This is a genomic window from Hydrocarboniphaga daqingensis (assembly GCF_900129825.1).
Classification (GTDB): domain Bacteria; phylum Pseudomonadota; class Gammaproteobacteria; order Nevskiales; family Nevskiaceae; genus Hydrocarboniphaga; species Hydrocarboniphaga daqingensis.
Genome location: NZ_FQWZ01000001.1, coordinates 201,154 through 219,699 on the forward strand (window position 1 = coordinate 201,154; position 18,546 = coordinate 219,699).

The following is an 18,546-nucleotide window of genomic DNA, read 5'->3' on the forward strand; positions in this document are numbered from 1 at the left end:
AATACAGCAATGAGCACGGCAATGCCGTCTCGCTAGTCGATGTAGCCATACCGCCGCAGGCTGCCCCCTGCGATCGTCTCCACCACGTCGAATCCGGAATACTGATTCTGGTGCGCCACGACGCCGACTTGGCCGAGCTTGTCGTGGAACACTCGATGGCTCGCGTCGGGCATGTCGAGCCCGCAAAACTCAAGCAGTGCTGCAAGCTCGGTGCGTGGTGCCGCAACGAAGTCCTCGTAGCGCAGCTGATGGAAGTGCGGCAGATGCGGGCGAAACTCGTCGACCAGCTTGACCGACGAATCCCAGACGGTGGCCGTCACACGCAGATCGTCGACACCGTATTGCGCGATCGCCTGCTCCAAGCCGGGAACCCGCGGATACGGAATGAACGGCTTGGCGCGGAACAGCGGATGATCGACCTTGAGATCCTGCTCGCGCTGGCGCTGATTGAGCTTGAGCAAAGAGTTGGCAACCATGCGGCCATCTCGTACGAGATGAATGAAGCGCGCGTCCGGGAAGATGTCCTGCAGCAGCAGCACTTCGGTCAGCAGCGCAGGGGACTTGTTCAGGAAGCGCATGCCGCGTCCGCCATTGAAGCAGGCGAGCACGTAGCGAATGGTGCGGCGGATCGAGTCGATCTGTTCGGGTTGAAAGTCGGCGATACGGCGCCGCGGCCACGTCAGCGCATAGGGATCGAGTTGCAACTGCTCCAACCAGAAGCGCATGGCCTCGGAGGGTGAATACGTATCGACGAAAACGCTGTCCTTCAGGTAGCGCTCGCCGCGCACACTGAGGCCACTGTGGCGACTCATCCAGTCCACGGCCCGATACAGCGTGGGATCAACGAATGAGCCCATTGCATGCGTGAAGTAGCCGATCGCCGGATGCGCCGACAACAAGTCCTGCAGCATCGTCGAGCCGCAGCGCGGTGTACCGATGATGAAGATCGGCGCCTTGATCTCGACACCGTCGATGCGGGAGCGCAGCAGCGTCCGGCTCAGCAGCTTCATCACCGCGACGCGCGCCGGCGGCGCCGGCAACGTCACGACGTGCTGGTTTTCCCATTGGTCAGCCAGCAAAAGCCTGGAGACCAGATTGCCGTACTGCGCGTCCGCGCCCATCGTTTACCGCCCTCCCTAGCCCAAATACTGCCGCTTCGCCCGACCCGCCGAAGCACCCCGATATGACGCTCCAACCACCGTCCGCACTGCACTCGAACCGCAACCGCTGACAAAAACCTCAATTGATAACGTGGCTTACCCCAGCACACGCCGCCATTCGGCAATTGGTTCTGTCGTTATGCCGGGACGATAAGCAATAGCTTTGCCATGCCGAGCCATGCACGCACCGTTAGCCGATACCGATGCGTCGGCGGGTGCGGCGGGCCGTGAGCCAAGGCACGCAGATGGCGCGAATCTTGATTGCGCAGCGTTGGCGCAATGCGTCAGTGTCGGTTACGTCCACCAGGAGATCGCCATGTCGCTGCCCCCCAATACCGAGCAGGCCGAGTCCACGCGGGTGCTCGATTTTTCGATGCGCAACGTCCAGTTCGACGTGGCCAACTGCAATCCGGCCGCCTGGCACCCGGCAGGGCTGCACGTGACGCACTTTTTCAATGCGCTGTCGGTGCGCTTTCCTGAAGGCGAGAAGTTCTTCATCAACAGCGTGCGCCATTACCGTGAGCGGATCACCGATCCGGCGTTGCTGGCCGACATCGAAGCCTTCATCGGCCAGGAAGCAATGCACGGGCGCGCGCACCGCGGCCTCAATGGCGCGCTGGAGCGCGCCGGCTACGGTGCCGACAAGATGGAGCAAGAGCTCAAGGCCCAGATCAAGCGGATGAAGATGCCGCCGCTGTTCCAACTCAGCGTGACCTGCGCCGCCGAGCACTTCACGGCGATCATGTCCGCCGTGGTCCTCGACACGCCGGAAATCCTCGACGGCGTCGACGCCGAACTGGCGGCGATGTGGCGCTGGCACGCGCTGGAAGAAACCGAACACAAGGCCGTGGCCTACGACGTGTTCATGTCGATGCGCAAAGGCCCGGTCAGCGGTTACCTACTGCGCTGCACGATGATGGTCCTGACCAGCTTGAGCTTCTGGCTCAACGCCTTGCGCAATCTGGTGCGGATGGTGCACCGCGACGGTGGCCTCGGCGACTTGCGCGGCTGGGGCCGGCTGGCGCGGTTTCTGTTCACGTCGCCCGGCCTGTTCTCGAAGATGTTCCGACCGTACATGGCCTACTTCAAGCCAGGCTTTCATCCTTGGCAGGGACCGCAGCCCGCCGCGTTCGAAGCGGTGCGTCGCGATGCCGACCTGCGCACCGCATCACAGCAGGCCGGGGCCTACCCTGCGCCGACGCAAAAAGCCGCAGCCTGACCCGCGGCACTCGGGCCTTTGGGGCGCACCGGAAAGCGCCCTCGCCCATCGTTCGTAGTCCTACCGGGGTTATATGGAAATTGTTCTGGCGGTACTCAAAAAGCTCAATCTGGTGCCAGTACCGCTGCTCGACGGGCAGATGCAGGTGGTCAAGGCACGAGCCTTGATGGAGGCCAATCGGGCCGGTGTGTTCCATGCGATCGGCGACGGTCCTGAAGGGCTGACCGCCAGCGAATTGGCGAGCAAGCTGGAGTTCTCCGAAGAAGGCATGGAGATCCTGCTCAAAGCGCTGGTCAGCATCAATTATCTGAAGGTCAAAAACGGTCGCTACACCAACGGCCGGTGGGTCAAGCACTGGATCCTCGACCCGAAGCACAGCTTGCACCACATGCTGATCCTGCAGATGTACACCTACAAACGCCTGGAAGGCCTCGGCGATAACCTGCGCTCCGGCCGCCCTGAAATGGACTTTCATCAGGTCGACGTAGCGAACCCGACGGCGGCCGCCGCGCTGCAGGGCACGTACACCTACGGCATGCGCGAAGCCGCGCGCCTGATCATCCCCGACCTGCTCAAGCGCGTGGATGTACCGGCCGGTGCCACGCGGATGCTGGACATCGGCGGCGCACATGGCGAGTACTGCCGTCAGTTCATGCGCAAGTTCCCGGGGCTGAAGGCGACCGTGCTCGACTTGGCCGGGCCTGTTGCCACCGCACAGAAGATCATGGACCGCGAAGGCAACGCCGACGGTCTCGAACTGCGCGTCGGCAACTGCCTGCAAGACGACCTCGGCACCGGCTGGGACGTGATCTTGCTCAGCAATATGGTCCATCTGTTCGATCCCGCGCAGAACCTGGGTCTGTTCCAACGCTGCAAGGCTGCACTGAAACCGGGCGGCACGTTGTTGTGCGTCGATCAATTCGTCGGCATCAGCGGCCAACGCGATCGGATTTTTGCCGTCGTCTCACTGAATTTCTTCAACGTCGGCGGCAAATCGTACGAAGCCACCCAGATGCGGCAGTTGCTGTCCGAGGCCGGCTTCGCGCGGGTCGACGTCAAGCCGCTGGGCTTACGCACGCCGGCCTCGTTGATCCAGGCCTACGCCTGAAACCAAGCGGCCCCGGCGCGAATGGATCGCGCCGGGGCCGCCGTCTAACCGACGCGTTGGGCTCGGCTCAGCCGGCGAGCTTTTCCTTCAGCAAGCGGTTCAGTGCCTCGGGATTGGCCTTACCCTGCGTGGCCTTCATCGCCTGGCCGACGAAGAAGCCGAACAGCTTGTCCTTGCCGCCGCGGTATTCGGCGAGCTGACCCGGATTCTTGGCGATGATCTCGTCGATCGCGGCCGCAATGGCCGACTCGTCGGTGATCTGCACCAAGCCCTTGGCCTTGATGATGTCGTCGGCACTGCCCTCGCCGGCAAACATCGCTTCGAACACTTCCTTGGCGATCTTGCCCGAGATGGTCTTGTCGGCGATCCGTGCAACCAGACCCGCCAGCGCCGCCGCGGATACCGGCGACGCTCCGATCTCCAAGCTCTGCTTGTTCAACAAGCCGAGCAAGTCACCGATGACCCAGTTCGCGCAGATTTTGGGATCGCCGGCCGAGGTGCTGACCACGGTCTCGTAGTAGTCGGCCAGCGCTGCTTCGGCCGTCAGCACGCTGGCGTCGTACTTGGGCAGCCCGTACTGCTGCATGAAGCGGTTGCGCTTGGCTTCCGGCAGCTCCGGCATCGTCGCGCGGATCTTCTCGATGTCGTCGGTGGTGACGACCACCGGCAGCAGGTCCGGGTCCGGAAAATAGCGGTAGTCGTTCGCGTTTTCCTTGCTACGCATCGAGCGCGTTTCGCCGGTGTCGGGATTGAACAGCCGCGTTTCCTGGACGATCACGCCGCCGGCTTCGATCACGCCGATCTGGCGCTCGATTTCATACTCGATCGCCTTTTCGACGTAGCGGAACGAGTTGACGTTCTTGGTTTCGGTGCGCGTACCGAACTTCTCGGTACCGCGGCGCCGGACCGAGACGTTGGCGTCGCAGCGGAACGAGCCTTCCTGCATGTTGCCGTCGCTGACGCCGAGGTAGACGACCAGCTGATGCAGCTTCTTCAGGTACGCCACCGCTTCGGCGGCCGAGCGGATCTCGGGCTCGGACACGATTTCGATCAGCGGCGTGCCGGCACGATTGAGGTCGATGCCGGTAACGCCGACAAAGTTCTCGTGCAGCGACTTGCCGGCGTCTTCTTCCATGTGCGCGCGGGTGATGCCGATGGTCTTGGTGCTGCCGTCCGGCAGCTCGATGTCGAGCTTGCCGCCGGCGACGATCGGCAGCTCGTACTGCGTGATCTGATAGCCCTTGGGCAGGTCCGGATAGAAGTAGTGCTTGCGGTTGAACACGCTGCGCTGTGTGATCGTGGCGTCAATGGCCAGACCGAACTTGATCGCCATGCGCAGCGCATCGCCATTGAGCACCGGCAGCACACCCGGAAAGCCAAGCGTCACCGCATCGGCCTGCGTGTTCGGCTCCGCGCCATAGGCGGTCGCCGCGCCGGAAAAGATCTTCGATTTCGTCAGCAGCTGGCAATGCACTTCCAGACCGATGACGGCTTCCCATTCACCGTGTGTACTCATTATTCAAAACCCTTCGGCAGCTGGCGGTGGAAGTCGGTGGCTTGCTGATACTGGTGCGCCGCGTTGAGCATCCGCGCTTCATCGAAGAAGTTGCCCATCAGCTGCATGCCGACCGGCAAGCCATCGACGAAGCCGCAGGACAGCGACATCGCCGGAATACCGGCCAGATTCGCGGCGATCGTGTAGATGTCGTTCAAGTACATCGCCACCGGATCATCGACATTGGTGCCGAGCTTGAACGCCACGTCGGTCGCGGTCGGGCCCAGCAGCAAGTCGCAGGATTCGAAGGCGCGTTTGAAGTCGTCAAAGATCAGCCGCCGCACCTTCTGCGCCTGCAGATAATAGGCGTCGTAGTAGCCGTGGCTGAGCACGTAGGTGCCGATCATGATGCGGCGCTGCACTTCGGCGCCGAAGCCTTCGCCGCGGCTGCGCTTGTAGATTTCTTCGAGCGTGCGCGCCGACTCCGAGCGGTGACCGTAACGGACGCCGTCGAAGCGCGACAGGTTGGAGCTGGCCTCCGCCGGGGCCACCACGTAGTAGGTCGGCACCGACAGCGGCGAGTTCGGCAGCGACACTTCGGTAAACGTGGCACCGAGCGTCTTGAATACCTCGATCGCCTGCTCGATCCGCTGGCGCGACGACGGCGCCAGGCCGTCGGCGAAGTATTCCTTCGGCAAGCCGATGCGCAGCCCCTTGATCGGTCGGTCCAGCGCGGCGACGTAGTCGTCGACCGGGCGGTCGACGCTGGTCGAATCCCGCGGGTCGAAGCCCGACATTGCCTGCAGCACCACGGCTGCGTCTTCGGCCGAGCGGGCGACGACGCCGGCCTGGTCGAGGCTGGACGCGAACGCGATCATGCCGTAGCGCGACACGCGGCCGTAGGTCGGCTTGATGCCGGTCAGGTTGGTCAGCGCAGCGGGCTGACGGATCGAGCCGCCGGTGTCGGTGGCGGTGGCCACCGGCGCCAGACCGGCAGCAACCGCGGCGACCGAGCCGCCCGAGGACCCACCCGGCACCCGCTCAAGATCCCAAGGATTCTTGACCGCGCCATACCAGCTGGTTTCGTTGGACGAGCCCATCGCGAACTCGTCCATGTTGGCCTTGCCCAGCATCGGCATGCCGGCCGCGTCGAGTTTCTCGACGATCGTGGCGTCATAGGGCGAAATGAAGCGGTCGAGCATCTTCGACGCGCACGAGGTGCGAACCCCGCGCGTGCAGAAAATATCCTTCTGTATCAACGGCACACCGGTCAGCGGGCCGGCGTTGCCAGCGGCAATCGCCGCGTCGGCGGCATCGGCCTGAGCCAGGGCGCGCTCGGCCGTGGTGGTGATCAGGCTGTTCAGCGAGGGCTCGTAACGGCTGATGCGCTCTAAATAGAACTGCGTCAGCTCGCGCGACGAGAACTGCTTGGCGCGCAGCCCCTCGGACAACTGTTTGATGCTCAGCTTGTGCATGGGAAGACTCATGAATACGGGCAAAGCGCCGACACCAGGCCGGCAGCGGATCGCAACGGTCAGGCCTTGAAGACGCGCTGACCGACCGGACCAGGGCTACTCGATCACCTTGGGGACCAGGTAGAGGCCGTTTTCGGTCGCGGGCGCGATCGCCTGAAACGCCTCGCGCAAATTGGGGGCCGTCACGGCGTCGAGCCTCAAGCGCTGATGCATGTCCAGCGGATGGGCCATCGGCGAGACATTGGCGGTGTCGGCGTTCGACAACTGGCCGACCATTGCCATGATGTTGGAAAGCTGGCGCGCGTAGGCGTCGGTCATCTCGGGCTTGAGTTCCAGCCGTGCGAGGTGGGCCACTTGGCGTATTTGGTCGGCGGTCAGGCTCATGGGCGACAGGGTTGGTCCTGGGTAGAAATCGTTTATAGTGGCGATCGTCGCAATCTTACTTGATCGTTGTTGGATCGATCGAAACCGACACCCAATTCGTTGCGTCCTCGGCCTCCTTCGCTGCGGGTCCGAGCCCATCAAATCCCCGTTTCACTGCCGCCGCCAGCCAACTCCTGCCGATGTTCGACGCCGTCCGCCGCCTGTTCGTCAACGATCTTTCCATTGATCTTGGCACTGCCAACACCCTGGTCTACGTCCGTGACGAAGGGATCGTCCTGAATGAACCTTCGGTCGTCGCGATTCGTTTGGATTCTCGCGGCGCCAAGAAGATCGAGGCGGTCGGCATCGACGCCAAGAAGATGCTCGGCCGCACGCCGACCAACATCTCGACGATCCGTCCGCTGCGCGACGGCGTCATCGCTGACTACACCGTCACCGAGAAGATGCTGCAGCACTTCATCCGCAAGGTGCAGAAGGGCCGGATGATGCGGCCGATGACGCGGGTCGTCGTCTGCGTGCCCTACGGCTCGACCCAGGTGGAACGCCGCGCGATCCGCGAATCGGTCGAAAACGCCGGCGCGCGCAAGGTCTACGTGATCGAAGAACCAATCGCCGCAGCACTCGGCGCCGGCATCCCGATCGGCGATGCCAAGGGCTCGATGGTGGTCGACATCGGCGGCGGCACCTCGGAAGTCGCGGTGATTTCGCTGAACGGCATTGTCTACGCCGAGTCGGTCCGCATCGGTGGCGACAAGTTCGACGAAGCGATCGTCAGCTACGTGCGTCGCCAGTACAACATGCTGATCGGCGAAGCCACGGCCGAGCGCATTAAGCAGGAAATCGGCACCGCGTTCCCGGGTCACGAAGTCACCGAAATCGATGTCGTCGGGCGCCATCTGGCCGCCGGCGTGCCGCGCAACTTCACGATGAACTCCAACGAAATTCTGGACGCGCTTCAGGAACCGTTGGCGGGCATCGTCAAGGCCGTCAAGCAGGCGCTGGAACGCACCCCGCCGGAACTCGGCTCCGACGTCGCCGAGCGTGGCATCGTGCTCACCGGCGGTGGTGCGCTGCTGCGCGACCTCGACAAGCTGATCTCGGAAGAAACCGGTCTGCCGGTGATCATCGCCGACGACCCGCTCACCTGTGTTGCCCGAGGCGGCGGCATGGTGCTGGACATGCTGGATCGCCAGGGCGATTTCTACAGCCTCGACTGAGCGTCACGGCCGGTCGATTACGACCGGCAAGGCCTTGCTGGCCTAATGTGATTCTACTGTCGGACGGAGGCTGCCCCCGCCGCAGCGTCCGTGATATAACCTTGCAAATTGTTTCGGAAGGCGCGAGCTGTGAACACCTTGAGCGTCGACCATCGCGACCCTCTATTCCCTCGCGGCCCCGGTCTGGGACTGCGCGCCGTTGCATTGCTGGCGATCTGCGGCGCCCTGATTTACTTCGACTTTCGTACACCCAAGCTGGAAGGCGTTCGTCAGACTCTGTCGTGGGCGCTATCGCCGGTGCTCTGGGTTGCCGCACTGCCCCAGGCGTTCGGCGATGCCAGCGACTACCTGACCAGCCGCGACCAACTCGCCGAAGAAAACCATCAGTTGCGTGACCGCCAACTGCAGCTGGAGGCCAAGCTGCAGAAGTTCGAAGCGCTGGAAGCCGAAAACCGGCGCATCCGCGAACTGCTGGCGTCGTCCAAGAACCTGAATGAAAGCGTGCTGATCGCCGAGATCATTGCCGCCAACCAAGACCCGTATCGCCATCAAATCACGTTGAACAAGGGCGCGCGCGATCGCGTGTACCGCGGCCAGGCGCTGCTCGACGCCACCGGCGTGATGGGCCAGATCGTTCAGGTCAACCCGACGACGGCGGTCGCGCTGCTGATCACCGATCCCGACCACGGCATCCCGGTCGAGATCAATCGCACCGGCCTGCAAACGATCGCGCTGGGCGTCGGCGACGGCCAAGCCTTGCGCCTGCCGTTCCTGCCGGGCAACGCCGATATCCGTCAGGGCGACCTGCTGGTGTCGTCGGCGCTGGGAGGGCGCTTCCCAGCCGGGTATCCGGTCGCGCAGGTCTACGAGATAAAGCACAACCCCGGCGAACACTTTGCCGAGGCCCTGGCCTATCCGACCGCCAAGCTCAATCAGGGTCGGCAGGCGCTGCTGGTCTGGAGCGAGGACCACAGCAACGACGACGAAAGCCTGGTAACGCTGCCTGACGCCACCGCCGCTCCGGCCCCCGTGCCGGCGCCGGCCGTCGTGCCTACGAAGGACGCCAACCCCGCTGCGTCCGCGGCGCCGACGGCGCCCGTGCGCAAGCCCTGACGATGCGGCGCGTGCCCCATCTGGCGTTCTGGATCAGCTTGTTCGTCGCGCTGTTCCTGCAGTTGGTGATGCTGCCCGACAGCATCGCCAACGTGCGGCCGCTGTGGATTCCGCTGGTGCTCGCGTTCTGGGCTTTGCAGGAGCCACGCGTGCCGGTGCTGCTGGCGTCATTCCTGTTCGGCATCATGCTCGACGTGTTGTTCGACTCGGTGCTCGGGCAGCATGCGCTGGCCTGCGTGCTGAGCACCTACATCGTGATCAAGCTTCGCGGACTGTTCATCTTGTTCCCGCTGTGGCAGTCGACGGTCGCGTTGCTGCCCGTTTGGGTCATCTACGCGTTCCTGATGTTCTGGATCGACGGCGTGGCCAAGCACCAAGCCGATGTGTGGCTGCGCTGGGTGCCGGTGGCGTCGACGACGATGTTCTGGCCGCTGGTCTATGTGGTCCTAGAGAGCCATCTGCGGCGCCGTCACCGCAGTCAGGAATAAGTCCGGCGCATGAGTCGCCACGACAAGATCAAGGATCTGCACCGCGAGAAGGAAACCTTTGCGGCGCGCACGATCGTGGCGGCCTGCGCCGCGCTGCTGATGGCCGCTCTGCTGAGCTTCCGGCTGTTCGACCTGCAGGTGCTCCAGCAGGCCTACTACGCCACTCGCGCCGACGAGAATCGCATGCGTCTGTCGGCCGTGGCGCCGGTGCGGGGCCTGATCTACGACCGCAACGGCGCGGTCATGGCCCAGAACACGCCAGCCTTCGTGCTGGAAGTCGTCCCCGAGGAAGTCAAAAAACTCGACGACACCTTGCAGCGCCTGTCCAAGCTGGTGCGGCTCGACGACATCGACATTGCCCGCTTCAAAGACCGCGTCCGCAAGACGCCGCGATACCGGGCGGTGCCGCTGCGCACCAATCTGAGCCTCGAAGAAGTCGCCAAATTCGAGATCAACCGCTACGACTTCGATGGCGTGGATGTCACGGCCGGCCTGACCCGCAGCTATCCGTTCGGCGACACCGCGGCGCACGTGATCGGCTATGTCGGTGGCATTACCGAGGATGAGCTGCGCAAGGCGCCCGAGCCGGCGTATCGCGGGCTGTCGCAAATCGGCAAGGTCGGCGTCGAAAAGTCGCACGAGGACCTGCTGCGCGGTGAGCCCGGCGCCAAGGTGATCGAGGCCAATGCCTACGGTCGTCCGCTGCGCGAACTGGACTATCAGCAGGGCAAGGCCGGGCGCAATCTGATTCTGACGCTCGACGCCAAGGTGCAGTTGGTCGCCGAGCAGGCACTGGGCGACTTCAACGGGTCGGTCGTCGCGATCAATCCGCAAAATGGCGAAATCATCGCGCTGGTATCCAAGCCCGGATTCAACCCGCATCTGTTCGGCGAAGGGATCGACAGCAAGACTTACAAGGCCTTGCTGGAAGACCCGAACCGGCCGCTGTACAACCGGGCGCTGCAAGGCACCTACCCGCCCGGCTCGACGATCAAGCCGTTCATGGCACTGGCCGGCCTCGAATACGACATCGTCGACGGCAACCATCGCGAATTCTGCGGCGGCCAGATGTCGCTGCCGGGCTCGTCGCGCAAGTACCGCTGCTGGAAACGTCATGGCCACGGCTCGCTGGACATGGCCGACGCGGTCGCACGCAGCTGTGACATCTACTTCTACAACGTCGCGATCAATCTGGGCATCGACCGGATCTACACCTTCTTGGATCAGTTCGGCCTGGGGCGTTCGACCGAAGTCGATCTGCCGCTGGAAAAGAACGGCCTGCTGCCATCACGCGAATGGAAGCGCCGCGTCCGCAAGGAAAGCTGGTATCCGGGGGAAACACTCAACGTCGGCATCGGCCAGGGCACGATGTCGGTCACGCCGATGCAGCTGGCGCAGATCACCGCGCGCATGGCGATGCGCGGCGAAGGCTTCAAGCCGCACTTGGTCAAAGCCACGCAGGACCCGCTGACGCTGGAAACCACCGACGTGCCGCTGGAGCCGTTGCCGCCGATCCTCAACAAGCACAAGGCCGACTGGGAAACCGTGGTCGAGGCGATGCAGCGCGTCACGCAACTGCAGGGCGGCACCGCGTTCACGACGTTCAAGGACGCGCCCTACACCGTCGCCGGCAAGACCGGCTCGGCCCAGGTCGCGGGCTTGAAGCAGGACGAGAAGGTGGCGCCGTCGCAGGAATCACTGCCACTGCATTTGCGCGACCATGCGCTGTTCGTCGCCTTCGCTCCGGCCGACAATCCGCAGATCGCGATCGGCTTGATCGCCGAGCACGGCGGCCACGGCGCATCGGTCGCCGCCCCGGTCGCCCGACAGATGATGGATCAGTACCTACTTGGCGAGATTCGCTATCGCAAACCGGGCACGCCCGCGACGGCACCGGCGGCACCGGTGCCCGCTGTGGCGCTGCCGCCGCAAGCAGCGCCGGCCGTCGATCCGGAAGATCCGGAAGCGCCCGATGTCCCCGATGCGGAGGCCCATTGAACCCGCTCTTTCAGCCGCTGACCTCATCACGCCCGCCGCAGCAAGGCCTGTCCGACTGGTTCGGCCGGCTGCATCTGGACCTGCTGCTGCTGCTGTTGCTGACCGGCGTGGGGGCGATTGGTCTGGTCGTGTTGTATTCAGCGTCGGGCCACTCGATGGCCACCGTGATCAACCAGGCTGAGCGCCTGCTGCTGGGACTGGGCGTGATGACGGTCGCCGCCCAAGCCACGCCCGAGATGTACCGCGCGATGGCGCCCTGGCTCTACGCCGTCACGACGTTGCTGCTGGTGGCCGTGCTGGTACTCGGGGACCACGCCAAGGGCGCGCAACGCTGGCTGGATTTCGGCGTGATCCGCTTCCAGCCGTCGGAGTTCATGAAGCTGGCGATGCCGCTGTGCGTGGCCAGCTTCCTGCACGGCCGTCCGCTGCCGCCGAGCCCATCGACGATCCTGATCACGCTGGCGTTGATCGGCACGCCGACGCTGCTGATCGCCGTGCAGCCCGATCTCGGCACTGCCTTGCTGATCGTTGCCGCCGGCGGCTTTGCGCTGTACTTCGGCGGCTTGGGATATCGCTGGATTCTGGGAGCGGTGGTCGCGCTGGCCGCTGCGGCACCGATCCTCTGGACGCGACTGCATGACTATCAACGCCAGCGCGTACTGACGTTTCTCGACCCCGAGACCGATCCGCTCGGCACCGGCTACCACATCACCCAGAGCAAGATCGCGATCGGCTCCGGCGGTCTGTTCGGCAAGGGCTGGCTCAACGGCACCCAGGCCAAGCTCGACTTCCTGCCCGAGTCGCATACGGACTTCATCTTCGCCGTCTATTCCGAAGAACTCGGATTGATGGGCGTGCTGTTTCTGCTGGGCCTGTATCTGGCGATCGTCGGCCGCTGCCTGTACATCGCCGTGCGCGCTCAAGACACGTTCCAGCGACTGCTGGCCGGCGCGCTGGGCATGACGTTTTTCATCTACATCTTCATCAACATGGGCATGGTCATCGGACTGATGCCCGTCGTTGGCGTGCCGCTGCCGCTGGTGAGTTATGGCGGCACCTCGATGGTGAGCCTGCTGGCCGGCTTCGGTATGCTGATGTCGATTCAGACCCACCGAAAACTCTTGGCGAGCTGATGCCCCTGATCGTCAGCAAAGCGATGCTCGCAACCGTGCTGCTGCTGACGGCAGGGACGGCGATCGCCGATTATTCGGGCCATCCTCGTGCCGGCGAACTGCTGGCAACGCTGAAGCAGCAGTACGGCTTCGGCCCGGACGATCTGCAGACGGTGCGCGATGCGCTCGCCAGCGCCCAGACCGTACCCAGCCTGATCGAAGCCGAACAAAAAGCGCCGGAGCGCACAGAAACCTGGACCACCTACTCGGCCAAGCGAGTCGATGCACTGCGCATCCGCCGCGGCGGCCAGTTCATCGTCGACAACCGGGGGCTGCTGGACCGGGCGGAAGCGGAATACGGCGTGCCCGGATCGGTGATCGCCGGCGTGCTGGGCCTCGAAACCAATTTCGGCCGCTTTACCGGCAACGCGCGCGTGCTCGACGCACTGGCCACTCAGGGTTTCGATCACCCGACGCGGACGCCGTTTTTCTATGCCGAACTGACCCAGTACTTCGTGTTCTGCCGCGAATTCGGGCTGGCGCCCACCGAGCTGAAAGGTTCCTACGCCGGGGCCATGGGCTGGGCCCAGTTCATGCCGAGCAACTATCGCCGTCTGGCCGTTGACTTCGACGGCGACGGCCGGCGCGATCTGTGGACGGCGGCCGATGCGATCGGCTCGATCGCGCATTACTTCACCGCCTACAAGCCCGAAACCCGCTGGCACCGAGGCGAACCGCTGATCGTACCGGCGCGGCGGCTGCGGCCGCTGGCCGACTCGCTGCAGCGCAACGGCAAAGCCGTTCAATATTCCGTCGAGCAGTTGCGCGCTGCGGGCGTCGAGCCCGCGGTTCGGCTCCCGCCGCAAATGATGGTCGGCTTGATCGAACTGCAGCTCGATCCCGGCGGCGCGGACGACAAGGAATACTGGATCGGCCTGCCGAATTTCTATTCGGTGATGAGCTACAACCCCCGCGTTTATTACGCGATGACCGTCAGCCGTTTGGCCGCTGGGATGTCGGCTGAAGCGGCGAGACTTAGCGGAGACCCTCCATGATCGCACGCGGGCTAGGGATCAGCCTGTTACTGCTGACACTCGCTGCATGCACCGTCGGGCCGCCGCCCAAGGCGACACCGCGCGGTTCCTCACCGGTTCGGGTTGTCGTCACACCGGGCGCCGACGGACCGCCGAAAGCCTCGGAGATACCGCCGAACCTGATGGATATTCCGGAGCCAGTGCCGCGCGCCGAACCCAAGAGCCCCTACGGCAATCCGCCCAGTTACACCGCTCTCGGCTCGACCTATCGGACGCTGGAATCGGCCCGGGGCTTCCGCGAAACCGGCCTGGCCTCTTGGTACGGCCGCAAGTTTCAAGGGCGCAAGACATCCAGCGGCGAACCGTTCGATATGTTCAAGTTGACGGCGGCGCACAAGACGCTGCCGCTGCCGACATTCGCGCGCGTCACCAACCTGAGCAATGGCCAGAGCATCGTCGTGCGTATCAATGATCGTGGGCCGTTTCACAGCTCGCGGATCATCGATCTGTCCTACGCAGCGGCGGCCAAGCTCGGCATGCTGGGTAATCCGGGCATGGTCGAAATCGAGGCGCTGACGCCCGGTGAAGAACTGCCGCCGCCGGGCAAGCTCGAACTGCCACGCCCGGCTCCCGCGCAGCCCGGCTATCTGCAGGTGGCGGCCTACTCCGACCCGATCAACGCGGTATCGCTGAAAGGCGAAATCACGCGGCTGGGCATCACCAATATCGAAATTCGTACCGGCACGTTCAACGGCGATCCGATCCATCGGGTGCTGGTGGGTCCGTTTGCCGACAACGCGGCATTGGTTGACGTGCGCAATCGCTTGCTGGGCGCGGGCCTGGCAGCCGAAGCCGTCGGCCGCTGAGCTAAACTCCCGCGCGCCCGCCCGCTCGCCGGGCGGTCATCGCGCTTCAACCGGAACCGTTTCTCGTCAATGAAGACTCTCCTGAAAAGAACCGTATTTGTCGCTCTGCTGCTGAACTCGCTGCATGCGCACGGCCAGCTCGACAAGATTCCCGAACCGCCGTCGATCGATTCCAAGTCGTTCGCGCTGATCGACTTCGCCAGCGGCGATCTGCTCGCCGGCAAAGACCCGGATGCTCGCATTGAGCCGGCCAGCATCACCAAGGTGATGACCACATACATCGCCTTCGACGAAATCAAGCGTGGACGGCTGCACTATGACGACGAAGCGCTGATCAGCGAAAAAGCCTGGAGGCAGGGCATCGACTCATCCGAATCGCGGATGTTTCTCGACGTCGGCAGCCGCGTGAAGATCATCGATCTGCTGCGCGGCATCATCATCGCGTCCGGCAATGACGCCAGCATCGCGCTGTCGGAACACATTGCCGGCAGCGAATCAGCGTTTGCAGAACTGATGAACCAGTACGCCGCCAAGCTGGGCATGAAGAACACGCATTTCGTCGATGCCAGCGGCCTGCCCGACCCGGACCACTACACGACGGCACGCGATCTGGCGATGCTGGGCCGGGCGCTGATCCGCGACTTTCCGGAGGACTACAAGATCTACTCCGAGCGCGAGTTCAAGTACAAAATCGCGCGCCCCCAGCAAAACCGCAACGGGCTGCTGGTCAAGGATTCATCGGTTGACGGCATCAAGACCGGCCACACCAATGCGGCCGGCTATTGCCTGCTGTCGTCGTCGGTGCGCAACGGCCGCCGTCTGATCTCGGCGGTCATGGGCGCCAAGACTTGGGCCTACCGCGAGCAGGCCAGCCTCGAACTGCTGAACTACGGCTTCCGCTTCTACGAGATGGTGCCGCTGCTGGGCCCCGGCAAGCCGGTGGCGACGATCCCGGCCTACAAGGGTGAACAGGACAGCGTCCAGGTCGGCACCTTGCAGCCGGTATCGCTGAGCCTGCCGCGCGGCGCGAAGGACCGCGTGCAGATGGTGCCCCGCGTGACGACCCAAGCGGTCGCGCCGATCGAACCGGGCCAGGTGGTGGGAACGATCGCGATCAGCCTCGACGGCAAGCTGATTCGCCAGGAACCGCTGGTCGCGTTGACGGCCGTGCCGGAAGGCGGCTTGTTCACGCGGGCCGTGGACACGGTCCGCCTGTGGTGGGCGGGTGGCGAATAACGCTGGCGACGGTGGCGCCCCGCAGCTGCGGGAACTGCCGGGTCTGACCGACTATGCGCTGAGTGCCGAGCAGATGCGCGGGTTCACCGAAACCCGCACCGCCGACACCGAAGACGAAATCTGGCTGCTGCAGCACCCGCCAGTGTTCACTCAAGGCCAGGCCGGACGCGACGAGCATCTGCTGATGCCGGGCGACATTCCCGTGGTGCGCAGCAATCGCGGCGGCCAAGTGACGTACCACGGCCCCGGGCAGATCGTCGCGTACTTGATGATCGACCTGCACCGCGCTGGCTATGGCATCCGCAGCCTGGTGACGCGGATCGAAGACGCGTTGATCACGACGCTGGCCGGCTACGGCATCAGTGCCTATTCGGACCCGGATGCGCGCGGCGTCTATGTCGATATCGACGGCCGCCGGCACAAGATCGCCTCGCTGGGCCTGCGCGTCAGCCGCGGGTGCAGCTATCACGGCTTGGCATTGAACACCGACATGGATCTGGAACCGTTCACACGGATCAACCCCTGCGGTTACCAAGGTCTGCGCGTGACGCAGGTCCGGGACTTGGGCGGTCCATCACTGCCACAGGTTCAGGCGGATTTGGGGCGCCACCTCCAGCGAGCGGTGCGGATGCCGGCAGCGCCCCCTGCCTGAGCGTCAACGGTGTCGACGCTCAGTGCGCGACGATGATCGGCGGCAGCACGGTGGCCGGCAGCTTGCCGGCATCAATGCTGGTGTCGCAGCGTGGCGGATTGCTCGGTGGCTGGGGGCCCGGAGACTGCATATTGCGCGTGGTTTTGCAGCGCTTGGGCGCGCTCGCGTCGGACTGCGCCGGAGCCGCTGACGGCGCCGACGCACAGCCGACCAGAGCGAGCATCAACAGGGCCGGCATCACGGCGGACAGAACGAATTGGCGCGTCGATGGAATTTGCATGAGAAATCGAGGTCCGACGGTGCGATATGAATCTCCCTACAATACGACGGACCGGGCCGATCCGCTCCATGCGCAACCGCTCACCGACTCCGGACGTAATGCCCGACCATGACCTCGACCACTGAGACAACGGATGTCGCTTCGGACGTGCTCGTGCGCTGCCGCGGCCTGCACTTCCGGCAAGGCAACCGCGCCATCTACCAAGGCATTGACGTCGACATCCGTCGCGGCAAGGTCACGGCAATCCTCGGCCCTTCCGGCACCGGCAAGACGACGCTGCTGCGTCTGATCGGCGGCCAATGGCGGCCGAACGCGGGCACGGTGGTCTTCGACGGCATCGATGTTCACAAGGCCGGCCGCAAAGCGCTCTACGACCTGCGCAAGCGCATGGGCATGCTGTTCCAGAACGGGGCGCTGCTGACCGACCTGACCGTCTTCGAGAACGTTGCCTACCCGATTCGCGAGCACGCTGAGCTGCCGGAGAGCATGGTGCGCGATCTGGTGCTGATGAAGCTGCAAGCCGTCGGTCTGCGCGGTGCGCGTGACTTGTACCCGGAGGAACTGTCGGGTGGCATGGCGCGGCGCGTGGCCCTGGCACGGGCCATCGCACTCGATCCCGACATGGTCATGTACGACGAGCCGTTCACCGGTCAAGACCCGATCAGCATGGCCGTTTTGATCAAGCTGATCCGAACGCTCAATGAATCACTGGGTTTGACGTCGGTCGTCGTCAGTCACGACATCAAAGAAGTGCTGTCGATCGCCGACTACGCCTACGTGATCTCCGGCGGCAAGGTGCTGGGCGAAGGCACGCCCGACCAGATCCGCAACAGCGAATCCGCCTTCGTCCGCCAGTTCCTCAACGGCGAACCCGACGGGCCGATCGCGTTCCACTACAAGGCAGCGCCGTATGCGGACGATCTGCTTGGAGTTCGCTCATGAGCGGCCTGCTGCAAGTGCTGGGTAACTTCCTGTCGGGCCTCGGCCAGTCGGTGTTTTTCCTGCTGCAGATTCTGCGCGTGACGCCGGCAGCGCTGCTGCAGCCCCGGCTGATCTCACGACAGCTGTACATGCTCGGCGTGCTGTCGATGATCATCATCGTGATCTCCGGCGTGTTCATCGGCATGGTGCTCGCGCTGCAGGGCTACCGGACGCTGGTGCGCTTCGGCGCCTCGGAGTCGCTCGGCGTGTTCGTCGCCCTGGTGATCATCCGCGAACTGGGGCCGGTGGTCACCGCGCTGCTGTTCGCCGGTCGTGCTGGCTCGTCGCTGGCGGCCGAACTGGGGTTGATGCGCGCCACCGATCAGTTGTCGGCGATGGAGATGATGGCGGTTGATCCGATCCAGCGCGTGATCGCGCCGCGTTTCATCGCCGGCCTGATCGCGATGCCGCTGCTGTCGATGATCTTCGCCGTGATGGCGATCGGGGTTGCCGGCGGGCATGCGGTCGGCGTCGAACTGCTCGGCGTCGACGCCGGCAGCTACTGGTCGGCGATCCGCGGCTCGGTCGAGTTCGTCGACATCCGCGACAGCTTGATCAAGTCGCTGGTATTCGGCTTCGCCGTCAGCTGGATCGCCGTCTACCAGGGCTACACGGCCGCGCCAAACGCCGAGGGCGTGTCTCGCGCCACGACGTCGACGGTGGTGGTGTCCTCGCTGGCGATTCTGGCGCTGGACTTCGTGCTGACGGCATTCATGTTCAATTAATCG

The 18,546-nt window shown here is 64.1% G+C and carries 18 protein-coding genes; 13 read left to right on the top strand and 5 right to left on the bottom strand.

All coding sequences use genetic code 11. The features are described 5' to 3' along the window. Positions 1-32: 32 nt before the first annotated feature. Entirely contained in the window at positions 33-1,121 is a 1,089-nt protein-coding gene (locus BUB09_RS00880; RefSeq protein WP_072892885.1) for a sulfotransferase family protein, read from the bottom strand. A 355-nt stretch (positions 1,122-1,476) separates the two neighbouring features. Between BUB09_RS00880 and BUB09_RS00885 the strand changes: the two genes are divergently transcribed. Together BUB09_RS00885 and BUB09_RS00890 are read left to right on the top strand one after the other, a co-directional pair. Continuing rightward, positions 1,477-2,379, top strand: a complete 903-nt coding sequence (locus BUB09_RS00885) for a metal-dependent hydrolase (RefSeq protein ID WP_072892887.1) — start codon at positions 1,477-1,479, stop codon at positions 2,377-2,379. A gap of 73 nt (positions 2,380-2,452) precedes the next feature. After that, a complete protein-coding gene (locus BUB09_RS00890; RefSeq protein ID WP_072892889.1) occupies positions 2,453-3,487 on the top strand; it encodes a methyltransferase in 1,035 nt (344 codons plus the stop codon). A 67-nt stretch (positions 3,488-3,554) separates the two neighbouring features. Here BUB09_RS00890 and gatB read toward each other — a convergent pair whose 3' ends face one another. From gatB to gatC, 3 genes are all read right to left on the bottom strand, one after another. Beyond that, entirely contained in the window at positions 3,555-5,003 is a 1,449-nt protein-coding gene (gatB, locus tag BUB09_RS00895) for an Asp-tRNA(Asn)/Glu-tRNA(Gln) amidotransferase subunit GatB (RefSeq protein WP_072892890.1), read from the bottom strand. Continuing rightward, a complete protein-coding gene (gatA, locus tag BUB09_RS00900) occupies positions 5,003-6,457 on the bottom strand; it encodes an Asp-tRNA(Asn)/Glu-tRNA(Gln) amidotransferase subunit GatA (RefSeq protein ID WP_072892892.1) in 1,455 nt (484 codons plus the stop codon). The genes gatB and gatA overlap by 1 nt, the downstream gene beginning before the upstream one ends. A 96-nt stretch (positions 6,458-6,553) precedes the next feature. Next, the gene (gatC, locus tag BUB09_RS00905; protein WP_072892894.1) at positions 6,554-6,841 is read right to left on the bottom strand and encodes an Asp-tRNA(Asn)/Glu-tRNA(Gln) amidotransferase subunit GatC; all 288 of its coding nucleotides are present in this window, start codon (positions 6,839-6,841) and stop codon (positions 6,554-6,556) included. Positions 6,842-7,020: 179 nt separating this feature from the next. Here gatC and BUB09_RS00910 point away from each other — a divergent pair, with 179 nt between their 5' ends. The 9 genes from BUB09_RS00910 to lipB all read left to right on the top strand — a co-directional run bounded on the left by BUB09_RS00910 (position 7,021) and on the right by lipB (position 16,557). Then, complete coding sequence (locus BUB09_RS00910; protein ID WP_072892895.1) at positions 7,021-8,058, top strand: rod shape-determining protein; 1,038 nt, start codon at positions 7,021-7,023, stop codon at positions 8,056-8,058. A 129-nt stretch (positions 8,059-8,187) separates the two neighbouring features. Next, a complete protein-coding gene (gene mreC / locus BUB09_RS00915) occupies positions 8,188-9,171 on the top strand; it encodes a rod shape-determining protein MreC (protein WP_072892897.1) in 984 nt (327 codons plus the stop codon). A 2-nt stretch (positions 9,172-9,173) separates the two neighbouring features. Further along, complete coding sequence (gene mreD, locus BUB09_RS00920; RefSeq protein WP_072892899.1) at positions 9,174-9,659, top strand: rod shape-determining protein MreD; 486 nt, start codon at positions 9,174-9,176, stop codon at positions 9,657-9,659. A gap of 9 nt (positions 9,660-9,668) precedes the next feature. Next, complete coding sequence (gene mrdA, locus BUB09_RS00925; protein ID WP_072892900.1) at positions 9,669-11,657, top strand: penicillin-binding protein 2; 1,989 nt, start codon at positions 9,669-9,671, stop codon at positions 11,655-11,657. Continuing rightward, on the top strand, positions 11,654-12,790 hold the full coding sequence (rodA, locus tag BUB09_RS00930; protein ID WP_084083054.1) for a rod shape-determining protein RodA: 1,137 nt from the start codon (positions 11,654-11,656) through the stop codon (positions 12,788-12,790). The genes mrdA and rodA overlap by 4 nt, the downstream gene beginning before the upstream one ends. After that, positions 12,790-13,824, top strand: a complete 1,035-nt coding sequence (locus tag BUB09_RS00935; protein WP_072892902.1) for a lytic murein transglycosylase — start codon at positions 12,790-12,792, stop codon at positions 13,822-13,824. The genes rodA and BUB09_RS00935 overlap by 1 nt, the downstream gene beginning before the upstream one ends. Next, positions 13,821-14,669 (top strand): septal ring lytic transglycosylase RlpA family protein, encoded by an 849-nt coding sequence (locus BUB09_RS17095; protein WP_072892904.1) that lies wholly within the window; start codon positions 13,821-13,823, stop codon positions 14,667-14,669. Before BUB09_RS00935 ends, BUB09_RS17095 begins: the two co-directional genes overlap by 4 nt. A 69-nt stretch (positions 14,670-14,738) precedes the next feature. Continuing rightward, complete coding sequence (locus BUB09_RS00945; protein WP_072892905.1) at positions 14,739-15,905, top strand: D-alanyl-D-alanine carboxypeptidase family protein; 1,167 nt, start codon at positions 14,739-14,741, stop codon at positions 15,903-15,905. Continuing rightward, the gene (lipB, locus tag BUB09_RS00950) at positions 15,895-16,557 is read left to right on the top strand and encodes a lipoyl(octanoyl) transferase LipB (RefSeq protein ID WP_084083055.1); all 663 of its coding nucleotides are present in this window, start codon (positions 15,895-15,897) and stop codon (positions 16,555-16,557) included. The genes BUB09_RS00945 and lipB overlap by 11 nt, the downstream gene beginning before the upstream one ends. Before the next feature lie 19 nt (positions 16,558-16,576). On the opposite strand, the gene BUB09_RS00955 is transcribed toward lipB, so the two are convergent. Continuing rightward, complete coding sequence (locus BUB09_RS00955; protein ID WP_072892907.1) at positions 16,577-16,837, bottom strand: hypothetical protein; 261 nt, start codon at positions 16,835-16,837, stop codon at positions 16,577-16,579. Between the two features lie 108 nt (positions 16,838-16,945). Here BUB09_RS00955 and BUB09_RS00960 point away from each other — a divergent pair, with 108 nt between their 5' ends. Continuing rightward, the gene (locus tag BUB09_RS00960; protein WP_072892909.1) at positions 16,946-17,779 is read left to right on the top strand and encodes an ABC transporter ATP-binding protein; all 834 of its coding nucleotides are present in this window, start codon (positions 16,946-16,948) and stop codon (positions 17,777-17,779) included. Further along, positions 17,776-18,543, top strand: coding sequence for a lipid asymmetry maintenance ABC transporter permease subunit MlaE (gene mlaE / locus BUB09_RS00965; RefSeq protein ID WP_072892911.1), 768 nt, complete (start codon positions 17,776-17,778; stop codon positions 18,541-18,543). Before BUB09_RS00960 ends, mlaE begins: the two co-directional genes overlap by 4 nt. The last annotated feature ends 3 nt before the right edge of the window (positions 18,544-18,546 follow it).

What these genes read in the sequence shown, in the direction of transcription:
- BUB09_RS00890 (WP_072892889.1), top strand. Translation starts at nt 2,453, where the DNA reads ATGGAAATTGTTCTGGCGGTACTCAAAAAGCTCAATCTGGTGCCAGTA.
- BUB09_RS00935 (WP_072892902.1), top strand. Translation starts at nt 12,790, where the DNA reads ATGCCCCTGATCGTCAGCAAAGCGATGCTCGCAACCGTGCTGCTGCTG.
- BUB09_RS00910 (WP_072892895.1), top strand. Translation starts at nt 7,021, where the DNA reads ATGTTCGACGCCGTCCGCCGCCTGTTCGTCAACGATCTTTCCATTGAT.
- mreD (WP_072892899.1), top strand. Translation starts at nt 9,174, where the DNA reads ATGCGGCGCGTGCCCCATCTGGCGTTCTGGATCAGCTTGTTCGTCGCG.
- BUB09_RS00880 (WP_072892885.1), bottom strand. Translation starts at nt 1,121, where the DNA reads ATGGGCGCGGACGCGCAGTACGGCAATCTGGTCTCCAGGCTTTTGCTG.
- BUB09_RS00945 (WP_072892905.1), top strand. Translation starts at nt 14,739, where the DNA reads ATGAAGACTCTCCTGAAAAGAACCGTATTTGTCGCTCTGCTGCTGAAC.
- BUB09_RS00960 (WP_072892909.1), top strand. Translation starts at nt 16,946, where the DNA reads ATGACCTCGACCACTGAGACAACGGATGTCGCTTCGGACGTGCTCGTG.
- mlaE (WP_072892911.1), top strand. Translation starts at nt 17,776, where the DNA reads ATGAGCGGCCTGCTGCAAGTGCTGGGTAACTTCCTGTCGGGCCTCGGC.
- gatC (WP_072892894.1), bottom strand. Translation starts at nt 6,841, where the DNA reads ATGAGCCTGACCGCCGACCAAATACGCCAAGTGGCCCACCTCGCACGG.
- BUB09_RS00885 (WP_072892887.1), top strand. Translation starts at nt 1,477, where the DNA reads ATGTCGCTGCCCCCCAATACCGAGCAGGCCGAGTCCACGCGGGTGCTC.
- mrdA (WP_072892900.1), top strand. Translation starts at nt 9,669, where the DNA reads ATGAGTCGCCACGACAAGATCAAGGATCTGCACCGCGAGAAGGAAACC.
- gatB (WP_072892890.1), bottom strand. Translation starts at nt 5,003, where the DNA reads ATGAGTACACACGGTGAATGGGAAGCCGTCATCGGTCTGGAAGTGCAT.
- BUB09_RS00955 (WP_072892907.1), bottom strand. Translation starts at nt 16,837, where the DNA reads ATGCAAATTCCATCGACGCGCCAATTCGTTCTGTCCGCCGTGATGCCG.
- gatA (WP_072892892.1), bottom strand. Translation starts at nt 6,457, where the DNA reads ATGCACAAGCTGAGCATCAAACAGTTGTCCGAGGGGCTGCGCGCCAAG.
- BUB09_RS17095 (WP_072892904.1), top strand. Translation starts at nt 13,821, where the DNA reads ATGATCGCACGCGGGCTAGGGATCAGCCTGTTACTGCTGACACTCGCT.